A 20,116-nucleotide genomic window follows, 5' to 3' on the forward strand; every position below is an offset into this window, starting at 1 on the left:
GCGCGGGTGGGGATCCGCTCGGCGAGGTCGTCGACACGCACGAGGGTGCGGCCGTCGTTGATGTGCACGCGTCGGTCGCAGCCGACGGCCAGGACGTAGCCGATCTGACGCTGCTCGAGGTCGCCGCGCAGGCCGGGGTCGGCGCCGTAGACCTCGTCGCCGGTCACCCACCCCGCCGGGACACCGGCGTCCAACGCGGCAGCGATCATCTGCCGGGCCAGCGCAGGCTTCGTCGCGAACTCGACCTCGTCTGGAACGCCGGCGGCGGCGAGACGCTCAGGCCACTCGCACCACGTCGCCTCGGGCAGGTAGAGCCGGCGGTCGATCAGCGCCCGCCCCAGGGGCGAGACGTAGGCCAGGAAGACCCCGACCTGACTGTTCTCGATCCGGCCGGCGGTGCCGGTGTACTGCCGCTGCACCCCGACTGAGCACACGCCCTTCTTCAGGAATCCGGTCTCGTCGGTGGCCAGCACGGCGTCAGGGTGCTCGAGCTGCTCGACCAGCCACTCTCGCACGTCATCGCGGACGGAGTCGGCGTCCCACACCGCCGTGCGCAGCAACCGCTGCATCGCCTGCGGATCAGCGTGACCCGCCCGCTCCGCCAACGACCAGCAGGTCTTGCGTTCCACGTCCGACAGCAGCCCTTCCACGAACTGCCCGGCGGTCCGGCGCGGCTCTGCCCGCACGAATCGGCCAGCGACACGCGTCGCTGCCTCGTCCAGAGTGACCCGCCACCGATCAAGGTCTACGCTGTGGCACGCGGCCACCGCACGATCTTCGGTTGTCCTCACAAACCATCGATGATCAACGCGGTGGCCGTCTTCATGCCTGCGCCACGCCCAACGCCGAAGCCAAGTGACGTTGGAGTACCAGTGAGGCTCCGCCTCGGACCGCCTAGGCGGGTGGTTGAGCTGGTGTTTTCGGTTGCTGGCGTCGCATCATCGCATTCATAGCCGCAATTGTGGAGGCGGTCATGGCTGCGCATGTGGTGACGGTCAACGAGGTGCTCGACGGTCATGTGGCGTTGGATATCCAGTGCCTGGACCGTATCTACCTCAACGCGTACGTGCCGAAGTTGCAGACCAGTTCGCAGGTGGTGGCGTTCCTGTCCGGGCACCTCGGGTTCCCGTTCCCAAGCCCGGCGCTGTTCAACCGGATCGGGCAGCGGTTCCGCCGGGCGGTGGCCACCTACGCCGAGGCCAACGACATCCCGTGGATCAAGTTCGGCAAGGACGACGACAAGCTCGCGGTGATGCGTCCCCACCTTGCCCGGCAGGCCGCCACCGGCCGGTCCGGGGTCGCCGGGATCGGGGTGGCACAGGAATTCCAACGAGTGTGGGCCGCCACGGAGGGCACAACCTCCACCGGCACCCCGCGGTGGTCGTTCTACAAGGCCGACCGCAGAGTGACCTGCTACTACTTCTACCTGTGGGACGACGATTTCGGACCCGCGTTCGTCAAGGTGTGCGCCAACTTCCCCTACCCGGGCAAGATCTGGATCAACGGGCACGAGCGGGCCAAACGGCAGGCCAGCAAGGCCGGCCTCAGGTTCACCGAACTGTCCAACGGGTTCGCCGCCTGCGACCAACCCCAAGCGTTGCAGGACATCTGCGACCGGCTCGGCCCTGGCACCATCAACGTCTTCGTGCAGCGATGGCTGGCCCGGCTGCCGCTGCCGATCGGCGAAGCCGACCGAGACGCCGGCTACTGGTGGGAGACCTCCATGCGTCAGGTCGAGGTCTCCCGCACCATCGTGTTCGACGCGCCCCGCCACGCCCGCGGCTTCTTCGAAGCCCTCATCGCCGACAACCTCGACCTCGGCCGACCCCACAACGTCGAAATCATCTTTGGCCGGCGGGTACGCCGCGACACCCTCGGCACCTTCCGCACCGCCATCGACCGCCGCGACAACGGCGGCGTACTCCTCAACGTCTTCTACCGGCACTCCCGCATCAAGCAGTACCTCAAGGACGGCCGCGCGATGCGCATCGAAACCGTCATCAACACTCCCCGCGACCTGGGCTGCCAAGCCCGGTTGCACAACCTCGACGACCTGCAGACCAAGGCCCGTGCCTGCAACCGGCGGATCCTGGATGCTGAACGTGTCGGTCAGGGCTGCGTCCTCGCGAGTCCAGCCTTCGAGCGGATCGCGCACCCCACCGTTGATCCGGCGGGTGGCAGGACCCCAGCCCTACGGTTCGGTGATCCTCGAGTCATGGCCCTGACCGGCGCCCTCTGCCACACGCTGCTCGCCGCAACCGGCTTCACCAACAAGAACCTTCGTGTCTTGATCGCCGGGCTGCTCGGCAGCGACTACCGCCCCAACCAGATGACCTACGACCTACGCCGACTACGCCTCAACGGGCTCATCCGCCGGCTGCCCCGCTCCAACCGCTACATGCTCACCGACGACGGCATCCGCATCGCCATCTTCTACACCAAGATCTACAACCGACTCCTGGTCCCGCTCACGGCCGCCGACCAGCCCCAAGCCCCACCAGACCTGCGAGCCGCGCTGGCCTCCATCACACGCCACGTCAACGACTACGCAACCCACGCCCGCCTTCCCCAGGCCGCGTAAAATTTGACACAAGTGTGAAGAACCTAGCGATCAAAGATCGTTAGAACCAGCAGCAAGGCCAGTTCGTTGACCAGCAGTGCGGTCTGCGTCCGTCAGGGCGGGGTGGCGGAGCAGCCGCGAGAGGCCAGCATCATCGCCCCCATCGCCCGGCGCGGTCTGGTTGATTATGCGACCAGCTCCCTCCGTTACGTTCGGTCAGATGGATGCCGGTGGTTCAACAACGAGGTCCGGGCCTGATGTCGAGGTGCCCGTCACCGACGACGCCCGTGAGATCACGTCCATTGCGGCATCGACATGTCTGGTACCCTCGCTCTCGCAACAAACGCATCGTCTCCTGTTGATCCAGTTCGACCGCTGCCCGCAAGGGACCCGGCCGGACCAAGGCTCCACTCGTCCCAGCTCGGCGAGTGTCCTGAAGGATCTTCACGCGATGATCGCGGGCCACACACCCAGGACGGCCACAGACGGCCGGTTGGGCAGGTGGGGACGGACCGAGCCCGGCCCTTACCGAGCCTGACGCCACGGCGGTGTCGGGTGCACCGAAGGAGCCCGGAAAAGGAGCTCAGCGTGTCCGTCAACCTGACGAACCCCGACGACTTCGGAGACTCTCCCTCCACCGTTTCTCACCGCGTCATCGGTGAGCGGATCCGTCCGCCCGCGTCGCAGGCCGTGTACGACAAGGCCATCACCGCGGGCATCGAGGCCGGCCTGACCAGCGAGACCGCGACGCTGCTCGCGTACGCCTCTCCGGACGTGCAGCAGTTGCGCCGTGCGCTGCGGGAGAAGAAGACCCAGCGCTTCGGCACCGAGGTGTTCACCTACATCGAGACCGACATCCTCATGTGGCACGTGATGTCGAGCCCGGACAACATCCGGTTCGAGGGTGAGCACGCGCACGGCGACATCAACATGCCCCGGTTCGGGTCCGTCAACGGCCAGGCGCTGCTGACGTTCGAGATGAACTCGACCGCGCTGATTGAGGCGATGGGTCCGCAGATCGCCGACATGGCCGAGCACAACCCGCACATCCAGTCGATCAAGGACCGGGGGATCGAGACGCCCGGGTGGCTCAGCTTCCTGCGGCTGACCACCGAGCTCGGCGACGTCACCCGGTTCGAGACGACCGACGGGTACGGCCGCAGCGTCGGCTCCCACCGCGGCCTGCGGCTGATGTTCAAGGACATCGCGTTCAACCTGCTGCCCAAGTCGCGGCAGGCCACCGCCCTGCACCATCAGATCGCGAAATGGGCCATCTCCGACGATGTCAGCGACGTCGAGGCTGAGAAGGTCCGCTGCGCCATCATGCCGAACGCGCGGATCATCATCGCCTGCAACAGCGAGCCGTTCCACCTCGCGCGGCGGCACTTCGTCGCCCACCTGCACATGGCGCCGCCCATGCCGTTCTCCCTGGCGACGAACCTGAACGCCAAGGCGAACGCCGCCGTCGACAAGCTGCACGCCAAGGACCTGCTGCCGAGCGTCGCCGGCCTGAGCCCCGAGCAGGTCCGCGACATCCTCGACGGCACCTGGCGTGCTCACGACCTGCTGCCCGACGAGACCGCCGTCCTGGCCTGCTCCGCCCTCAACCCGCACCAGAACACCCGCCAGGCCCGCGCGGTCAACGAGGCGATCACCGACCTGACCGGCGTCGCGCCGCGGCTGGAGGACCGGTCCATGATCGCGGCCGAGGTCGCCCTGCGCGGCCTGCCGAACGACCCGCGCCTGACCCGCCGCCGGTCCGCGCTCGAGCGGGCGTGGCGCCTGGCGGACCTGCGCACCGTCACCCTCACCCGCACCGATCCGCTGCAGCTGCTCGCGACGGCGCTGGTCGACCTGGTCCAGCGGACCGACAAGCGCAGCGCCGCGCGGGCTGAGCTGGCCACCCTCGCGTCGTACCACATGGTCGCCGGCCAGAACCAGCTGCTGGAGCGCTCCGAGCACGGCGCGACCGAAGGCGCGACCGAGCCGACGAAGATTATCGCCGCGCTCGGGCGCACCGACCTTGGCCTGCGGCAGCTGTGCCAGATTGTCCTGGACGGCCGGGCCGGCCGGGCGCCGCAGCGCCTGCCGGAGCGCACCGACCCGGTCGACAAGCCGATCGGGGGCGCAGATTCGCTGACCCCGCAGATCCTGCGCGACCTCGCCGACCAGCCGACCCCCGGCGTCGCGGTCCTGACGCCCGAGGAGCAGTACGCGATGGCGCTCACCGGATTCGAGTCGGCCTTGGACCGGCTGCACACCGCCGCGGTCGCGGTCGCCGAGGTCAAGGGCACTGACGGCGAGCCGCTCGCCGAGACCCGCGGTTACGACCAGACCCAGGCGATGGAGCTGTTCGGCGACGTCACCGAGATGATCGCCGACTGGCGAGCCGCTGCCCGCAAGGCCGCCCGCCGCCGCCAGCGGATGACCGAGGACGGTGACCGATGATCCGCCATCGCCTCGACGCGGCCTCCTACCAGCTCGCCTGTGACCTTGCCGGGGCCGGCTTGCTGCGCCGGCTTCCCGCCGGGGAGACCGTCCTGCGCGTCCTGACCGTCGGGGTCTGGGACAACTACACCGCCGGGGTGTACCTGGCCGCCGACCGGGACAACTGGATCCGGTATGTCGGCAGCGCCATCCGCTCCGGCTCGGACTCGGTCGGCGACCGGATCGGCGAGCACATGCGCTGCGGCCGGGCCGACGGGTGGACCCGGCTGATGCTCGTGCCGCTGCGCGCGGACCTCAGCGTGGACCGGGTCCGCCGGATCGAGGGGGTTATCGGCCGGGTCTTGCGTCCGATGGACAACCACCGCCTGCCGGCCCTGACCAGCAGGCCCTGATTGGTAACGACGGCAGAGCCCGGCACCCTATCGGGGTGCCGGGATCTGGTCGACCGGACGGCCGATCAGTCCGCGGCCGGAGCCGGCGAGACCTGCAGGTAGGGATGGGGATCAGGCCGATTGAGCTGCCCAATCCAGGCCGCGGGCAGTGGCTGTGGCCACGGGTGGGTGTCGCCGGCGGCGGTGAGCATCCGAACGCCCTCTTGGCGCTGGCTCAGCGCGAGCCGCGCTCGGGGCGACGTACCGCAGCCGGCGGCCGCGGGCGCCGATGACCCCGACGATGATCGCCTTAGTGGTGACGCACCGCTGCTGATGACGTGCTGGTATTCCAAACCCGCGGTATTCACCGCGCGCACCTGCACGACCACGCCCGTGTCCGCGGCGCCGTTCTGCCCACCCGGCTGTTGCGCTATCGCAACGGCCGACCGATCAGCAGCCGCCGCTACGACCATCTGTGGAAACGCATCGGCGAGCGTCTGCCCTGGGTCGCTGCGCAAGGTCTTTCCACGCACTGGCTGCGGCACACCACCCTTACCTGGGTGGGACGCCACTTCGGCTACGGTGTGGCCCGCGCCTACGCCGGCCACACCGACAGTCCAGGATCGTCCACGACCATCTACATCAAGGCCGACCTCCACGCCGTCGCTGACGCGTTGTCGGCGATGATCGGACAGCCGCACCCACTCGTCACGGCGCGCGAGACCTCCCACGGTTCGGCGACAGGGATCTTGCCCGGACCGGCCAATCTGACTCGTTCCTGGGCGGCGCGGTGGGGAAGTCGGCCTCCCATCGCGCCGCAGAGCGGCATGGCAGGTGAAGATTCCTGGTTGGGCGACAACAACACCAGAGCGCATCCCTCCGTGGATCCGTTGGTGGCGCTTCACCGCATCACCTTGCGCCGAGGGGCGTACCTCGCGCAGGTTTTGCCCGCCGGAATCGTCATTCTCCTGACCAACTTGACAAACGCGCTGGGCGTTGGAGAGGCGGATGAAATCTATTGCGTTGGTTGCGGCACGGGTGTCCGTGGCCGGCTTGCGCCTGTAGTGTTTGCGCTCTGTATCGAGCTATCCTTTGTCGCATGAGCATATTTTGTGTGGGTGCTACGCGTGGGGGTTCATCTCCCCCTCGAACACGAGCCCTGGCCGAGGCGCCGGCAATAGACTGTTGCGGTTACGTGAGCGTGAGTTGCAGTTCGCCATGAACGACGATCATGGACTCGTGGTCAACCTCCCCCTCGGACACAAATCATTACCTCACGGTGCGCGCTGAGATCAAACTGCGGCGCGCACCGTTTGCGTTTTCGGCTTGTAGGTAAGCCGGAGCCCGAGTTGCCGGTAGACCTCGGCCTTGTTGGCGGTGTCGGGGCGTCGCGTCGACAGTCAGTCGGTCACCTATGACGCGAGCATCGTCTACCCCGACCTGCACGTCGAGAGCGCCGTACCGATCCCGAGTTACCAGGTGATCGAGGGCGACTGGGTCAAGTACCCGATGCGGTTCGGCAACGCCGGCAACGTCGCCGCCGCCGACGTGCGGGCCCACGTCGTCGCCGCGCCGGGCCTGTTCTGGGGCGTGGGCAACCAGTCCGACCCGTCCTGGCAGTGCACCACCATCGTGGTCGATCAGGAATGGGACTGCGTCAACGGTCCCCTCGCGGTCGGCGCGGTGACGCCGACGCTTTCCTTAAGCGGGCCGGTACCTACGGGCGGTCAGCCAGGCGACCGGCTGCCGGTGACCGTGACGCTCTCGACCAGCACCCCCGGAGAGGACCCGGCCGGCAGCGTGCACGAGGGTGGCTTCGAATACGGAACTCCGGCATACGTCAGCGGGCGGGTCTGGCTCGACGTCGATCGAGACGGCCAGCGGGACGCCGGGGAGGGTACGCCCGTACTGGACCAGCTCAGCGTCTCCCTCGTGCCGGCGGACGGCAGTGCCTCCGTCAGCGTGTCGGTGAACGCGGACGGCACTTACCGGATTCCGGTGCACGCCGGCCAGTACCTGCTCGAGGCCGGTTTCGCGCCGGGCTCGTACCAGTTCACCACCCCGAACGTCGGCGACGACGCCACCGACTCCGACGTACATGTCACCTACGACTCCTGGGACTACGTGACGGCGCAGAGCGATCCGGTGAACCTCGCGGAGGGCGATGAGGCGACCCTCGACATCGGCCTGGTGACCGTCGGCTGAGCCGAGCCGTGGGCCGTCCGTGTCGAGGCGGCCCACCGTCCGAGGCCGCAGACCGATCCGCAGCGGGGCCGGAGGAACCCCGATGCAGATCGGTCCGCGGCCGACCGGCCTACTTGACGGTCACAGGGAGGGCCTTCGGCGGCAGCTGCCAAGAGCACCCGACGTCACCCGAAAGTCGCGACCGCGACGAGCCGACCAAGACCCGGATCACGGGCGGTAGCCCCTGCCCGGCTCGGTGATCAGGTGCCACCCGGCCGCGCCGGGAATTACGAACGTCGCAGCGGCCGGGGTCGGCCGACCCCACGACCTGGGTCAGCCTCACCGTCGGGCAGGAGTCGGCCGCCGAGCCGGCACCGCCCGCCATTGCGCCTGGGGCTCAAACCCGCGCTGGCTGGCGCCTTGGAGTAGCCAGCGGCGAGAAGCCCCGCAGACCGACAGCGGCGATCTCAATGTCCCGTCGCCGCCGACAAGTCGGCGATCAGCTTGTCGAGCACCAGTTCCTCCTCGACCCGGACTCCGGCCGCGAGCATCGCCGCTGCGAGTCCCGGATCCCAGGCCGCGTCGGTCGGCGTGCCACTCAGCGACCCTCCGGTACTCGGCCGGTCGGTGCGGTCCGCGACTCCGGCCAGGTAGTCGCCGGTCCCGTAGCGCCACGGCTGCCAGGGCACCCTGCCGTGTAGCAGGTTGGCGATCCGCAGGCCACCCCAGTCGAAGTCGCCGTGATACCGCAGGCGGGCGCCCGACTGGACCAGGTTGGCCAGCAGCCGCAGCGCCGCGGTGCTGGGCTGGCCGCCGACGCAGGCCAGCGGCGGGCACGCCGCACCGAGCTGGTCGGCCGCAGCCGCCAGCACAGTGGGGTTCTCGCAGACGTACACGGTCCGCGCGGCGAACCGGGGCTCTCCGCGAGCGAGCTGGCGCAGGGTCACGACGACCGGCTCCCCGAGAGCGGCGGCGGGGGCGACGAGGTCGTGCAGCCGGCATCCGGGGATCGTGGGCAGGTTGACGGCGAGCACGGTCGAGGAGAGATCGTCGAGGAACACCCCGGCGGCGTACCAGAGCATCCGGCGTTGTTCGGCGGCCGACTCGGGCAGTGGCGCGTTCCCCCACCAGGTGGCCCGGACGGCAGAACGGGCCACTGTCTCCAGTGCCCGGCCGGCGTCGAGCGCGTGCGCGTCGCCGGTGGTGCGGGCCGCGATCCGGGCCAGCGGTTCCCCGTCCGCCGGCAGCGCGGCGAGGACGGCAACCAGGTCGGCCACGAGCCGCGCCGCCGCCGGCGGTGTACCGGCCAGCCGCCGCAGCAGCGCGGCCGTGCCCGAGGCGGCGCACCATTCGGCCAGTTCGGCGCGCACGTCGCCGAGCGCGGCGAGCGGTGCCAGGGAGGCCTGCCAGGCGGCGGCCTCGGCGGCCCGCACCTCGGCGAGCACCGCGACGCCTCCGGTCAGCGCCTCGACCGCCCCGGCCAAGCCGTCGGGGTGCATTCCGCTGCGTCGGATGATCCGATCCAGCTCGTCGAGGTTGATGGTCAGGGTGCTGCCGCGACCGGGCGGGCGGCCCAGGACCCGTTCCACCGCCCGCCGCTCGTCCGGGCTGGGTCCGTCCAGGCTCAGGGTGCCGGTCAGCGGCTGTCCCCGGGCGATGCGGCGGCGTAACCGCTGGAACAGCCGTTCGGTTTCCGCCCCGCCGAGCTGCCGGCGCAGCCGTTCCAGGTCGGTCACGGCGCATCCCACAGGCCCGGGGTCGTCCCCGGCTCGGGATGATGCTCGTCCGGCTGTGGGTTCCGCTGCCGTGGCGCCGGCTGCTCCGGCGTGGACAACAGGTGCCGTTCGCGGCCGTCCCAGCGCCACGGGGTGACCAACACCGCGTCGATGCCGTCGTGCCGGGCAAGGTGGGCGATCCCGAGGCCGGGCACCTGCGGATAACAGCCCCACTCCCGCTCGCTGGTCATCACCACGTCGAGGTCGAAAGTGGCCAGCAGGCCGAGGCACTTCGCGCGGGAGTCGTCGTCCACCCCCGCGAAGGCCTCGTCCAGCGCGATCAGCCGCGGCGCGTACGGGTTGCCGGTCGAGCCGTAGTAGGACGACGCGGCGGCGAACAGCGGAACGCTCGCCGCGAGTACCCGCTCACCGCCGGACGCGGGCCCGGTCGCCGGGCGCCACTGCCCGTCCTGGTGCCGCTGGATCGTGAACTCGTGCCACGCCCGGTAGTCCAGCGCGCGGGTGAGCTGCTCCGACCAGGTCGCCGCGTCGTCGCGCAGCCGTTCCCGGTTGATCTGCTCCTGCAGGAAGGCGCCCACGGCGCGACGGTCCTCGTCGTTCCAGACGTCCGTGCTCTGCCGCAACTGCTTGGCGCGCAGCTCGGCCAGCCCGCCCGGGGCGTCGCGGGTCGGCCGCCACAGCAGCCGCAGCCGCATGCCGGTCGAGGTGGGCCGCACCTCCAGCTCCTCGTTCATCCCCGCGACCTGACGCTCGGCACCGACGATCAGTTCCTGGAGCGCCCCGGCCACCTCGTTGACCAGGTGCGTCTCCAGCACCTCCCGCTCGTGCGCGGAGAGCATCCGCTGCCGCTCGTCGATCTCGTCAACCAGCGCGGCGGCCAGGTCGGCGACGGTGCGGCTACGCCCCTGGAAGCTGACCTCGACGACCATCGTCTCCTCACGGATGGTCGTCACTACCTGGTGACCCTGCCGCAAGAGGCCGTCGGTCAGCGCCTTCACATCCATGCTGACCTGCTGCTGCAGCCGATCCCAACGGCGGTCGTCGTCGGTGTCGGCCAGGTCACGCTCGACGGCCCGGGCCAGCGCCACCGCTGGGGTCGCCGCCCACGGCTGCGCCACGTCCGGCACCTCGAGGTCGGGGCAGGCCAGGTCGACCAGGCCGGTGCCGGCGAAGGCGCGCAGCCCCTCGACGGCGGCGTCCCGGTCCCCGGTCGCTGCGTGCAGCTCCTGCTGCAGCCGGCTGCGTCGCCCGCCGGCGTCACCCCGGGCGTCCCGGGCCGCCGCCTCCTGCCCCCGGGCCTCCTCACGGTCGCGCTCGCAGCCCTCCAACTGCCCGGTCGCCTCGGCGATGCGGCGCTGCAGGTCCGCCACGGACGCGCCGGCGGTGGCGTTCAGCGTCTCAAACTCCACCCGGGCCGCCCGCGCCGCGTCCCGCGCCTCGGCCGCCTCGACCGCCGCCGGCGCCAGCCGCTCCAGCCGTTCCTCGTGTAGCTGGGCCGCCTCATCCCGGCGGGCGTGCGCCGCACGCACGCCCCTCACGGTCGGCCACCAGGCGGCCAGGGCCACCCGGTACGACTGCAGCCCGTCCCGCACCCCGGCCAGCTCCTCGACGTCGTACGGCAGGTCGACGTCGTCGGCGAACTCGGTCGCCTCAGCCAACGCGGTCGCCGCCTCGGCGAGCCGCCGGCTCAGCACCGCACCCGCCTCGTCCCGCCGGCCGACGATGCCGCGGCGCGTCTCGTACGCGCCGCGTACCCGGGTGTGGGCCTCCCGCAGCGGCTGGTCCGACGGCAGCGCCCGCGCCTCAGCGACGACCCGCTCCCGCCGCTGGCGCAGCTCGCCGCGCTGGCCCGCGACGCCCACGAGCCGCGCCGACAGCTCCTCGGCTTCCTGCCGCAGCTGGGTGATCCGCGCCCGGCGGGACGCCTCCCGGGCGCTGTCGCCGATGTGCTCCGCCGCCGGCTTGGCCCACCGTCCGGCAAGGACCCCGTTGCCGAACGCGCCGGTCGCGTCGACCCAGGTCACCGCCGAGCCGGCGCCTAGGCCGATCGCGGCGAGCACACCCGCGACGGCTTCGTCCGACAGCGCCGCGCAGGCCGGGTCCGCCCGGTCGACCGCCGGGCGGAGCAGCTGCGCCAGGTTCGCCGTCACCGCCCCGCCGGGCCACAGCACGGTGTCCCCGCTGACCGGGTCGCGCAGCGCCCCGTCGGGGTCGAGCCACGCGTCGAGAATGCCAGCCGCCTCCAGGGCCGCCTCGATGCCGGCCCGCTGCGACGCCGGCACCTGCGGGGCGAAGTCCACCACCCGCCACAGCGGCGCGCCAGGCCGGTCCCGGCGTGCCTCGTCGGCGCGCGTGTGCGGTGCGGGCGGCGGCTGATGCGTTCCCGCCTCCAGCCGGCGCAGCTCCGCCTCAGCCCGTTGCAGACCGTCGCGGACCTCGCGTTCCTCGGCCTCCAACGCGGCGTCGGCGCGGGCGAGGGCCTCCGTCGCGGCCGTGGCGGCGCGCGTCGTCTCCCGCGCCGCCGGGTTTTCTCCCGCCAGCGTGCCGACCCACTGCTCCAGTTCCGCGAGGACGCCGTCGAGGTCACCGACCGGCAGTTCAACCACGCCGCCGAGGTGCTCCCGGATCCGCCGGACCAGCAGCTCACCCGCCTCGGTCGCGGCCGACTCGGCCTCCGCAATCCGCAGGTCCGCGGCGGCCATCTCGACGTCGAGCCGGTCCACCTCCTCGCGGGCCCGGTCCGCCCGACCCCGGGCCGCGTCGGCGGCGTCGCGGAGCCGGTCCAGCGTCCGCAGCGAACTCGACCGCGAGGCGACCAGTTCGTCCGCGGCGCGGGTCGCCTCGGCCAGCCCGACCGGCAGCGCGGTGACCACCCGCGCCGCGTGCCGGTCGGCCAGTCGCGCCGCCGCAGCGTCCCGCTCGACCTGCCCGCGCGCCGCGTCCTCGGCGTCCTGCGCCTGCCGCAGATCCCGGGCCGCGTCCTCCGCGGACCGGCCGGCGCGGGCCACATCGGCCTCCAGGTCGCGCAGCCGCCCCTCCTGCCGGGCGGCGAACTGGTGGCGTTCGTCGGCGATGCCCTGAAGCCGGCGCAGATGCTCGGCGGTACGTGCCTCCGGGCTGTCCCGCAGCGCCTGCAGCCGCGTGGTCAGCTCCCCGGACCGCTCCGTCAGCCCGCCGATGCGCGCCAACGCCCGCGTCAGGTCGGCGTCGGCCTGCTCGTAGGCCCGCTGCGCCTCGGCCAGTTCCCTGCCGAGCTGTTCGTAGCGGCTGTGCTGCTGGCGCAGCAGCCCGGCCCGGCGGCGCGTCGCGACCCGCGCGTACTGCCGGTAGCGGGTGAGAAAGTCGTCGGCGGCCCGCTTCGTCTCGGCCAGCTCCCGCAGCGTCATCCGCTCGTCGTCCAGGCTGCGGAAAGCTTCCGCGACCTGGGTGATCAGGTTCTCGTCCAGCGGTGGCAGCGCGTCGGTGAGCGCCCGGGACAGGCTCTTCTCGTCCGGCCGCTTCGACAGCTGCGGCTGGCGCAGCCGGATCAGCAGAGAGACCAACGCGTCGTATCGGCTGCCGAGCCCGAACAGCGCCTCGTCCACGGCCCGCCGGTAGTCCGCCGCCCGGTCGTAGACCATTCCGGCGGGCCCGACCGCGTCGCGCAGCCGCTCCCGGGTCAACGTCGTGCCGGTCGCACCCACCAGCGTCAGGTCGACGCCGACCCGCTGGCTGGTGACGAAGAACCAGTGCCGGGCGATGCCCCGCCCGGCGACCGCCTTCAGCCCGCAACCGATGGTGAGAAAGCGGTACCCGTCGCGGTCGCGGCGGCCGAACTCCAACCAGGTGTAGCCGAGCCGCTCCTGGTGCGGGTACCTGCCGCCGAGCAGCAGGTTCCACTCCATCCGCTTGTGCGGGTCACCGTCGGGCTCCACCCGGTACGGCGCCAGGTCCCCGTCGAGCAGGAACGGCAGCATCAACGCCAGCACCTTCGACTTGCCGGTGCCGTTGTTGCCCCGCAGCAGCAGGCTCCCGCCGTGGAAGTGGAACTCCTCCTGGTCGTAGTAGAAGATGTCGACCAGCCCGGCGCGCAACGGCTGCCAGCGCTCCTTCGCCGGCAGCGGCAGCTGGTCGGCCAGCGGTACGGTCATCGCGCAGCATCCCTCGATCGTTCGGACTTGTCGGTGCCCACCCGTCGGGCGGCCGGCTCGCGAATCGTCGGCGCGGCCAGGGCGTACCGGGCGATCGCCGGCCGGGGCAGCACAAGCGGGTCTGCGCCCGGCTCGACCCGGATCAGCTTCAGCGCGCGCAGCGCCTCCAACGCCGTGGCGACGAGGTCCACCTCGGCACCCGGGTCGGTGGCGTGCTTACGCCAGTACGACCGGTGCTCGACGGCGAGCTCCCGGGTGCGCCGGTGCAGCTCGCTGACCCGTACCCCGCCGTCACCGGCGGCGATGTGCTCCGCCAACAGCAGGGTCAGGTGGCTCTGCATCCCCTCGGCCGGCATCCGCACGTCGGTGAGCTCGTCCTCGGGATCGACCATCGCGATCCCCTCCGCGCGCACCTCGGCGACCAAACCGGTGAACTGGGTGATCCGGGTCAGCAGCGCGTGCCGCTGGCTGGTCAGGTAGGCACGCTCGGCCTCGGAGAGCTCGTCGTAATAGACCACCGGCTGCTCCAGCAGCAGCCGGGTCAGCCGGTGCCGCAGCGCCCGGTTCCGGGCGTCGTCCACATCCGGTACGACCTGCAGCGTCAACGCCGCGAGCCGGCCCGGCCCGGTCGACTCGTCGATCATCGACGGCCCCCGGGACGCGGTCAGCAGGCCGGCGATCACATGCCGGTCCACGTCGTACAGGACGTCTCCGCCGGCACCCAGGTACGCCTCCTCGTCCCCGGCCACCCGGCGCAGCACCCCCCAGTGCAGCAGCAACCGGACCACGGCCACCATGTCGGCCCGCCGCTCCCGCCGGTCCAGCGCGAACGAGAACCCGGCCGCCGCCAGCGCCGGCTCGGCGGCCCCCGTCACCACCTCCTCGGCCAGCCGGCCCAGCGTGATCTGCCCGTCGGCGCGCTCCAAGGCCGCCAGCGCCAGGCAGGTCAGCACGTACCGCTGCCGGGAGAACGGGGTCCGCGACCGCGGATCCCGCGCCGGATGCGTGCCGTCGTGCGGGTCGGCGGTCAGCTTCACCAGCCGTACCGTGTGGGCGTCGGCCACCACCTGCCAGCCGGTCTCCCGGTCGAACCACTCCCGCAGCTCCGCCGCGTACGCCCGGACCAGCCGGTAGGTCTCCGCGTCGGTGAGCCCGGCCACCAGCAGCGGGCGGGCCAGCAGCAGCCGCGCGGCCCTGCGCCGCCGCGCCTCCGGCACGTCGTCGGCGACGGCGCGCCCCCTCACCGGGCCGCCCCGACAAGGTCGATGATCTCGATGAGATGCTCCGGCCCCGTCAGCACCCCATCCTCGGTGACGACCCGCACCAGTGGGGCCGCGTCGACACGTCGCAGCCGGACCACCATCGTGCCGTCCGACGTCGTGGTGGTCACCTCCGACTGGTCCGGCCGGCGGGTGGCCAGGGCGTCACCGAGCAGCTGGAGGAACAGCCGGAACTCGGCGGAGTCCAGCTCCACCAGCTCGGAGAGGCGGATCGGGCCCGGGGTGGCCAGCGCGGCACGGGCACGGGCGGTCTGTTCCGCCTCCCGGCGCACCCGCTCGGCGAGCACGCGACGCTGCTCCGACCGGTCGATCACCCGGTTCGGCGCGCCCCGCCGCTCGTAGGAGCCGGTACGGCGCAACCGAGGGCTGATCTCCAGGCGGGGCGCCTGCGCCCACGGCGTGGCCGCCGGCACGGGCCGCTCCTCGACGGCGGCGAGGGTCTCGGCGGTGGTGGTGAGGTGCCGCGCGGGGGAGAGCCCGAACGCGGTGTGCCAGAGCCGGTGCGCCGCCTCGTCGTCCGGCGCCTCGGCGAACCAGAGGGCGAGCCGACGGAAGTCCGCCGAGCGGTCCGACCGCCCGGCCCGCCGCTCGTTGATCGCGGCGACCGTGCTCAGCAACTGCCGGATTCCGCCGATCGCCGCCGTACGCAGCAGCCGCGCCTGGGCAGGGCGACTGCTGTCGCCGCTGACGAACCAGTCACGCAGCCCCGCCCAGCGCAGCCGCCAGGTGTCCAGGGCCTGCCGCATGGCGGCGTCGTGCCCGCCCCAGGCGTCCCGGTCCAGGCCGTCCCGCGCGTCCGCGCCGCCGTGCTCCTCGGTGGGAGCGGTATCGGCGGCCTCGCGGCGCGCCGCCACCTCCAGCAGCGGCGTCACGCCGACCGCCTCGATCTGGCGGGTGAGCGCCGCGATCTCGGCGCCCCGGTTGGCCAGGTCGGCGATGAACCGCTCCAGGTAGGCGATCAACTGCTCCTTGTACGCCAGGAACGCCGCGACGTCGGCGTCGGAGAAGTCGATCGTCCGGCGCAGCGACGCCATGAAGGCCTGCGCGTTGTCGGCCAGGCCGGTGAACCGGTCGACGAGGCTCAGCAACAGCAGGTGCGTCTTCGCCGCGTCCGGCGGCTCGCCAGCTGCCGCCGCTTCGGCGACGGCCAGCAGCCCGCGCAGCTGTTCCGCGATGTCGGACAGGGCCACCGACTGCAGGGCGCCCCGCCGCCCGATCGCCTCCTCGTACTTGGCGATCGCCTCTTCCGCCGCGTGCCCCTCTCGGGTGAGCTGGTAGAGGTAGCGGGCCCGGTGGAAGTCCTCAACCGTTGTCACCCGGCCGGTGTCGGGGTCGGCGCGCAGATTTCCCCACTCGGCGAGCTGATCCAGGGCGGCGCGAACGGTTTCCAGCGACGGCCCCGCCCCGATGTCGATCAGGACGTCCTCGGGCCGCAGGTGCACGGTGAAGCGCTGCTTCGCCGAAACGAATGCGTCCAGGATCTGCCGATACAGCGCCGAGTTCTGCGCCTGAAGGTGGGCGAACGGTTGCGTCGGTGAACCGGTCCCGAGGGGCATGGCGTTCATCCTCGCATCGTCGGACGTGACCTTCGGCGCTGGGACTCACCGTGCGTGCCTCCTCACGCCCACCGAACAAGAAGTAGGCGGCGGAGCCTGCCAGCGAGCCGCCTGACCTACGACGGCCGCAGGTCTCGGCCGGCCGCACGCAGATGAACGACCAGCGCGTCCACGGGAATGCCCAGCACGCTCGCGAGCAACGTCAGCGGATCGAGGTGGCCCTTGCCCGTGAGGTCCTCATAGATGGCGAGCAGCCCGCGCAGGCGGGCGTCGGCGTCCTCGGGCCGGGGGGAAAGTTCGGCGATCCGCTCTTCCACGTACCGGCGCGCCATGATCTGGAACGCGTTCACGCCGAGCATTACGTCGTCGTCCGGCTCCGGGTGGCGGTTCTGGTCGGTCGGCATGGCGGTCCGTCCTTTGCTCAGGGGGTGGGGGTGGTCGAGGGGGTGGCCGCGCCGATCAGCCCGCCGAAGAAGACCATGACCGTGAGCAGGATCATCGGGGCGACGAAGACGTAGCCGAGGACCAGGCCCGCGACGGCCATGCCTCGTCCCGACTTCGCGTTGTTGCGGGTCTCGTGCAGGCCGACGTGGCCGAGAATGACGGCGAGCAGGCACGGCAGCCCGAACAGGCACCAGCCGCCGAGCACGCCGAGGATTCCCAGCACCATCGACGCGGTCGCCATACCCGACGTGAGCGGCGGCCGCACGGCCCTGGGGATAGCCGCGGGCTGATAGGGCACGCCGGACACCGGTGGGTACGGTCCCGGGACGCCGAGTACCGGCGGATGCGGGCGGGTGGGGTCGTGGCCGGGCTGCGGATACGTCATCGTTCGGGTTCCGTTTCTCCGTCGAGTCGGGCGAGCAGGGCGCTCACCTCGGTGTGCAGGCGACGCAGCTCAGCGGCTGTGGGCGCCATCTCGTAGCAGTGGTGGTGGGCGGCGGCCGACAGGGTCGCCCAGGCGAAGGCGACGCGGCGGGCGACGCCGACGCCGGGCCCGCGCCGGCCGCGCAGCATCAGCTGCTTCGCCCGGCCCTGCCGGCACTGCGCCACCGCCGGCCTGGTCCGCTGCCAGTAGGCGTCGATGCCGCCTTCGAGGGCGAGCCGGATCAGGCAGGCGCGCGCGCGGCCACCAGCCGGCGGTGACCGCGGCACCGCCGAGCGCGCCCGCGCCGCGCAGCAACTCCTCGGCCGCCGCCAGGCAGCGCTGCGGCGTCGGCGCGGTCACCGCAGCGCCTCCGTCAGCAGGCGGGCGTCCGCGACCAAGCCTGGCAGGTCCGCCAGGTACGCCCCGTGCACGCCCTCCTTGCACGCCTTGTACGCGGCTACCGCCCGCGGCCCGTGCCGGCGGCTCAGATACCCGAGCACGTCGCCGCCCCGGTCGGCGTCGTCGAACAGCGCCAACGCGACCGTGGTGGCCAGCCGCCGGGACGCGTCCACGATGGCCGCCTCGATGTCGTCGTGCCGCACCCCGCGCGCCACCCGCTGCCGCCACACGACCCGATGGCAGGCCGCCTCCACCGCCGAGCGGCACAGCTCCGCCACCACCGGGCCACGCACCTCGGCGGTGATCTCCTCGTTGCGCGCCAGCGCGTACGCGTCGTCCACGTAGCGGGTCACCGGGTCGGAGGCCGGCCGCAGCGTCACCACCGACCGTTCCGCGCGGGTCACCTCGACGATGCGGGCCTTGCCCAGGTCGAGCCGGCGCACCGCGTCGGGCAGGCGGGTGTCGTGGGTGAAGACCACCACCTGCCGCTGCTCGGCCAGCTCGGCGAGCACCCGGGCCAGCCCGTCGACCTTGGCCGGGTCCATGCTCTGCACCGGGTCGTCGACGACGATGAACCGGAACGGGCTCTCCGGCGCGCAACCGCGCGGCAGGAACGTCGCCAATCCCAGGGCGTGCATCTCGCCCTGGCTCATCACCCCGAGTGCGGTGCCGTTGTCGGCGCCGTCCACGCTGACCGGGAACACCACCCGCCGCCGCGTGTTCACCCCTTCAAGGGTCATCGCGCCCAGCTCGACGTTGCTTTCCTGCCGCAGCTGCGCCCAGATCCGCTGCGAGTGCTGCGCGAACGGCGCCACCCGCTCGTTGCGCAGCTGCACCGCGGTGGCCTTCAGCCAGGCCCGCGCCGCCTTCAGCCGGGCCAGCGTCGCCTCCCGCTCGGGCAGGCCGGCCGCGGCGTCGACCCAGGCGCGCAGGTCGGCCGCCGCCCGCCGCCAGCCGGTGTCGCGCTGCCGCAGGATCTCCTCGGCGTACGCGCGGGCCGCGTCCGCCGCCGCCACGACGGCCGGGTACCGTCCGGCGAGGTGCGCCGCCAGTTGCGCCGGCTCCCCGGGTACGCGCCGCAGCGCCGCCACGGCCTCGCGCAGCGCGTCCAGCGGCACCTCGCCGGCGTCGCCCTCCGGCACGGCCAGATCCTCGATCAGGTGGTGCGCCTGCCGCAGCAGCGCGGTCAGCCGCGCCGACGCCGACTGGGCGGCGAGACTGCGGTCCCGCAGCCGGGCCAGCGACGCCGCGGCGGCGGTGCGCCAGTCTCCGTCGAGAGCGCCGTCAGCGCAGACCGGGCATGGGCCGTCGCCGGTGTCGTCGTGGTGCTCGATGGCGAGGCGAAGCAGTTCCGCAGTGCGCAGCGCCGCCCGGGACCGGCCGCCGTCGTGCCGAAGTGCCTCGACGGCAGCCTCACGCAACTGTTCCGTCAGCCGCGTCACCTCCTGCGTCGGTGGCACGGTCAGCTCGACCAGGCGTTGGCACCACCGCACCGGCCCGTCGGCAACGGCCTCGTCCGGTTCGTCGAGGATCGCGGTCAGCGCCGCCAGGTCGACGGGACTGCGCCCCTTCAGCAGCGCGGCGGCCCGCCGGGCCCGGTCGTCGGCGACGCCGGTCAGGCCCTCGGCGAGCGCGGCGCGTCGGGCGCGTACGTCCTTGACGGACGCGTCGACGGGCCGGGCGGCGGCCATCAGCCGCTGGTCGGCGTCGGTGATCGCCTCCAGGCCGAGGATCGCGGAGATCGCGTCGAAGAGCTGGCTCTGCGTGCCGGCGGTGAGCCGCCCCAGCTCGGCGGCGGTGAGGAACGGCCGGTACAGCTCCAGCGGGCGGGCCAACCCCAGCTCCGCCAGGTCGGTGTGCCGCCCACGGTCGCTGGTGACGGTGACCTCCGCGTCGGCCAGCGCCGCGCCGAGCGGCCACGACCGGGTCACCGTCACCGGTTTCGCCACGCCGTTGACGCGCAGCTGCGTCACGATCCAGCACGGGTCGGGGGAGTGCAGGTTGCGCCACCCCGTACGCCAGACGCTGTTGCGGTCGGCCCACCGGGCGCTGTCGCCGGTCAGCGCCAGCTCGACGGCCTCGGCGAAGCTCGACTTGCCGGAGCCGTTGCGGCCGACCACCAGGGTGAGCCCGGGCCCGGGTTCGATCTGGAGGGTGCGTTCCGGGCCGACGCCGCGGAACCCGGCGACGGTGATCGACGAGAGCCAGATCGGCCCCGGCGCGCCGTCGCCGGCCGGGGCGGGCAGGCCGAGGACGGTCCGCTCGCCAGCGAGGGCGGCGGCCAGGTCGGCCTCGCCGCTGAGCGCGGCGAGCACGACCTCGGCGGTGCCGTCCGGCACATCATCGGCGGCCAGCCGATCGAAGATCAGCTCGGCCAGCGGTTCGGTGCGGCGGGTGGGCAGGGCCGGCGTCGCGGGGGAGTGCTGACGGGGGATCGGCATTGTCGTCTCCGGGCGCGTGGTCTCCGCGGACCGGCACGAGGCGCTGGCCCGCACGAGGTGAGCGGTGGGGGAAGGTTGTCGGTCAGAGGTCCAGGCCCGGACCTGCCCAGGGGCGGACCCTGACGGCGGCGGACGAGGTGGTG

14 protein-coding genes are annotated in these 20,116 nt (G+C 72.3%); 5 read left to right on the plus strand and 9 right to left on the minus strand.

Annotated elements, in window-relative coordinates:
* On the minus strand, positions 1 to 722 hold a 722-nt coding region (locus ABT006_RS24670; protein WP_350710184.1), incomplete at its 3' end, for an IS701 family transposase.
* A 251-nt stretch (positions 723 to 973) separates the two neighbouring features.
* Between ABT006_RS24670 and ABT006_RS24675 the strand changes: the two genes are divergently transcribed.
* The 5 genes from ABT006_RS24675 (at position 974) to ABT006_RS24695 (ending at position 7,584) form a co-directional block, all read left to right on the plus strand.
* Positions 974 to 2,581, plus strand: coding sequence for a hypothetical protein (locus ABT006_RS24675; RefSeq protein ID WP_350710023.1), 1,608 nt, complete (start codon positions 974 to 976; stop codon positions 2,579 to 2,581).
* Positions 2,582 to 3,148: 567 nt separating this feature from the next.
* Positions 3,149 to 5,008 (plus strand): hypothetical protein, encoded by a 1,860-nt coding sequence (locus tag ABT006_RS24680; RefSeq protein ID WP_350710027.1) that lies wholly within the window; start codon positions 3,149 to 3,151, stop codon positions 5,006 to 5,008.
* Positions 5,005 to 5,400, plus strand: coding sequence for a GIY-YIG nuclease family protein (locus tag ABT006_RS24685; RefSeq protein WP_350710029.1), 396 nt, complete (start codon positions 5,005 to 5,007; stop codon positions 5,398 to 5,400). Before ABT006_RS24680 ends, ABT006_RS24685 begins: the two co-directional genes overlap by 4 nt.
* Positions 5,401 to 5,717: 317 nt before the next feature.
* Positions 5,718 to 6,482 (plus strand): site-specific integrase, encoded by a 765-nt coding sequence (locus tag ABT006_RS24690; RefSeq protein ID WP_350710031.1) that lies wholly within the window; start codon positions 5,718 to 5,720, stop codon positions 6,480 to 6,482.
* 274 nt (positions 6,483 to 6,756) lie between these two features.
* Positions 6,757 to 7,584 carry an SdrD B-like domain-containing protein gene (locus ABT006_RS24695; protein WP_350710033.1) on the plus strand — a complete coding sequence of 276 codons (828 nt, stop codon included), beginning with the start codon at positions 6,757 to 6,759 and terminating at the stop codon, positions 7,582 to 7,584.
* A gap of 446 nt (positions 7,585 to 8,030) precedes the next feature.
* On the opposite strand, the gene ABT006_RS24700 is transcribed toward ABT006_RS24695, so the two are convergent.
* The 8 genes from ABT006_RS24700 to ABT006_RS24735 all read right to left on the minus strand — a co-directional run bounded on the left by ABT006_RS24700 (position 8,031) and on the right by ABT006_RS24735 (position 19,973).
* Positions 8,031 to 9,299, minus strand: a complete 1,269-nt coding sequence (locus ABT006_RS24700; RefSeq protein ID WP_350710035.1) for a TIGR02679 family protein — start codon at positions 9,297 to 9,299, stop codon at positions 8,031 to 8,033.
* Complete coding sequence (locus tag ABT006_RS24705; protein WP_350710037.1) at positions 9,296 to 13,429, minus strand: TIGR02680 family protein; 4,134 nt, start codon at positions 13,427 to 13,429, stop codon at positions 9,296 to 9,298. The genes ABT006_RS24700 and ABT006_RS24705 overlap by 4 nt, the downstream gene beginning before the upstream one ends.
* Complete coding sequence (locus tag ABT006_RS24710) at positions 13,426 to 14,673, minus strand: TIGR02678 family protein (RefSeq protein ID WP_350710039.1); 1,248 nt, start codon at positions 14,671 to 14,673, stop codon at positions 13,426 to 13,428. The genes ABT006_RS24705 and ABT006_RS24710 overlap by 4 nt, the downstream gene beginning before the upstream one ends.
* The gene (locus ABT006_RS24715; RefSeq protein ID WP_350710041.1) at positions 14,670 to 16,274 is read right to left on the minus strand and encodes a TIGR02677 family protein; all 1,605 of its coding nucleotides are present in this window, start codon (positions 16,272 to 16,274) and stop codon (positions 14,670 to 14,672) included. The genes ABT006_RS24710 and ABT006_RS24715 overlap by 4 nt, the downstream gene beginning before the upstream one ends.
* Positions 16,275 to 16,381: 107 nt before the next feature.
* Complete coding sequence (locus tag ABT006_RS24720) at positions 16,382 to 16,669, minus strand: hypothetical protein (RefSeq protein WP_350710043.1); 288 nt, start codon at positions 16,667 to 16,669, stop codon at positions 16,382 to 16,384.
* Positions 16,670 to 16,686: 17 nt separating this feature from the next.
* Complete coding sequence (locus ABT006_RS24725) at positions 16,687 to 16,974, minus strand: DUF4190 domain-containing protein (RefSeq protein ID WP_350710044.1); 288 nt, start codon at positions 16,972 to 16,974, stop codon at positions 16,687 to 16,689.
* Between the two features lie 116 nt (positions 16,975 to 17,090).
* A complete protein-coding gene (locus tag ABT006_RS24730) occupies positions 17,091 to 17,420 on the minus strand; it encodes a hypothetical protein (protein WP_350710046.1) in 330 nt (109 codons plus the stop codon).
* Positions 17,421 to 17,489: 69 nt separating this feature from the next.
* Positions 17,490 to 19,973 carry an AAA family ATPase gene (locus ABT006_RS24735; RefSeq protein WP_350710047.1) on the minus strand — a complete coding sequence of 828 codons (2,484 nt, stop codon included), beginning with the start codon at positions 19,971 to 19,973 and terminating at the stop codon, positions 17,490 to 17,492.
* Positions 19,974 to 20,116: the final 143 nt, after the last annotated feature.

This window comes from Micromonospora sp. NPDC002717, from assembly GCF_040295705.1.
GTDB lineage: Bacteria > Actinomycetota > Actinomycetes > Mycobacteriales > Micromonosporaceae > Micromonospora.

Excerpts from the sequence above, each read along its gene's own strand:
- ABT006_RS24675 (WP_350710023.1), top strand. The coding sequence starts at position 974 with ATGGCTGCGCATGTGGTGACGGTCAACGAGGTGCTCGACGGTCATGTG.
- ABT006_RS24685 (WP_350710029.1), top strand. The coding sequence starts at position 5,005 with ATGATCCGCCATCGCCTCGACGCGGCCTCCTACCAGCTCGCCTGTGAC.
- ABT006_RS24705 (WP_350710037.1), bottom strand. The coding sequence starts at position 13,429 with ATGACCGTACCGCTGGCCGACCAGCTGCCGCTGCCGGCGAAGGAGCGC.
- ABT006_RS24715 (WP_350710041.1), bottom strand. The coding sequence starts at position 16,274 with ATGAACGCCATGCCCCTCGGGACCGGTTCACCGACGCAACCGTTCGCC.
- ABT006_RS24720 (WP_350710043.1), bottom strand. The coding sequence starts at position 16,669 with ATGCCGACCGACCAGAACCGCCACCCGGAGCCGGACGACGACGTAATG.
- ABT006_RS24735 (WP_350710047.1), bottom strand. The coding sequence starts at position 19,973 with ATGCCGATCCCCCGTCAGCACTCCCCCGCGACGCCGGCCCTGCCCACC.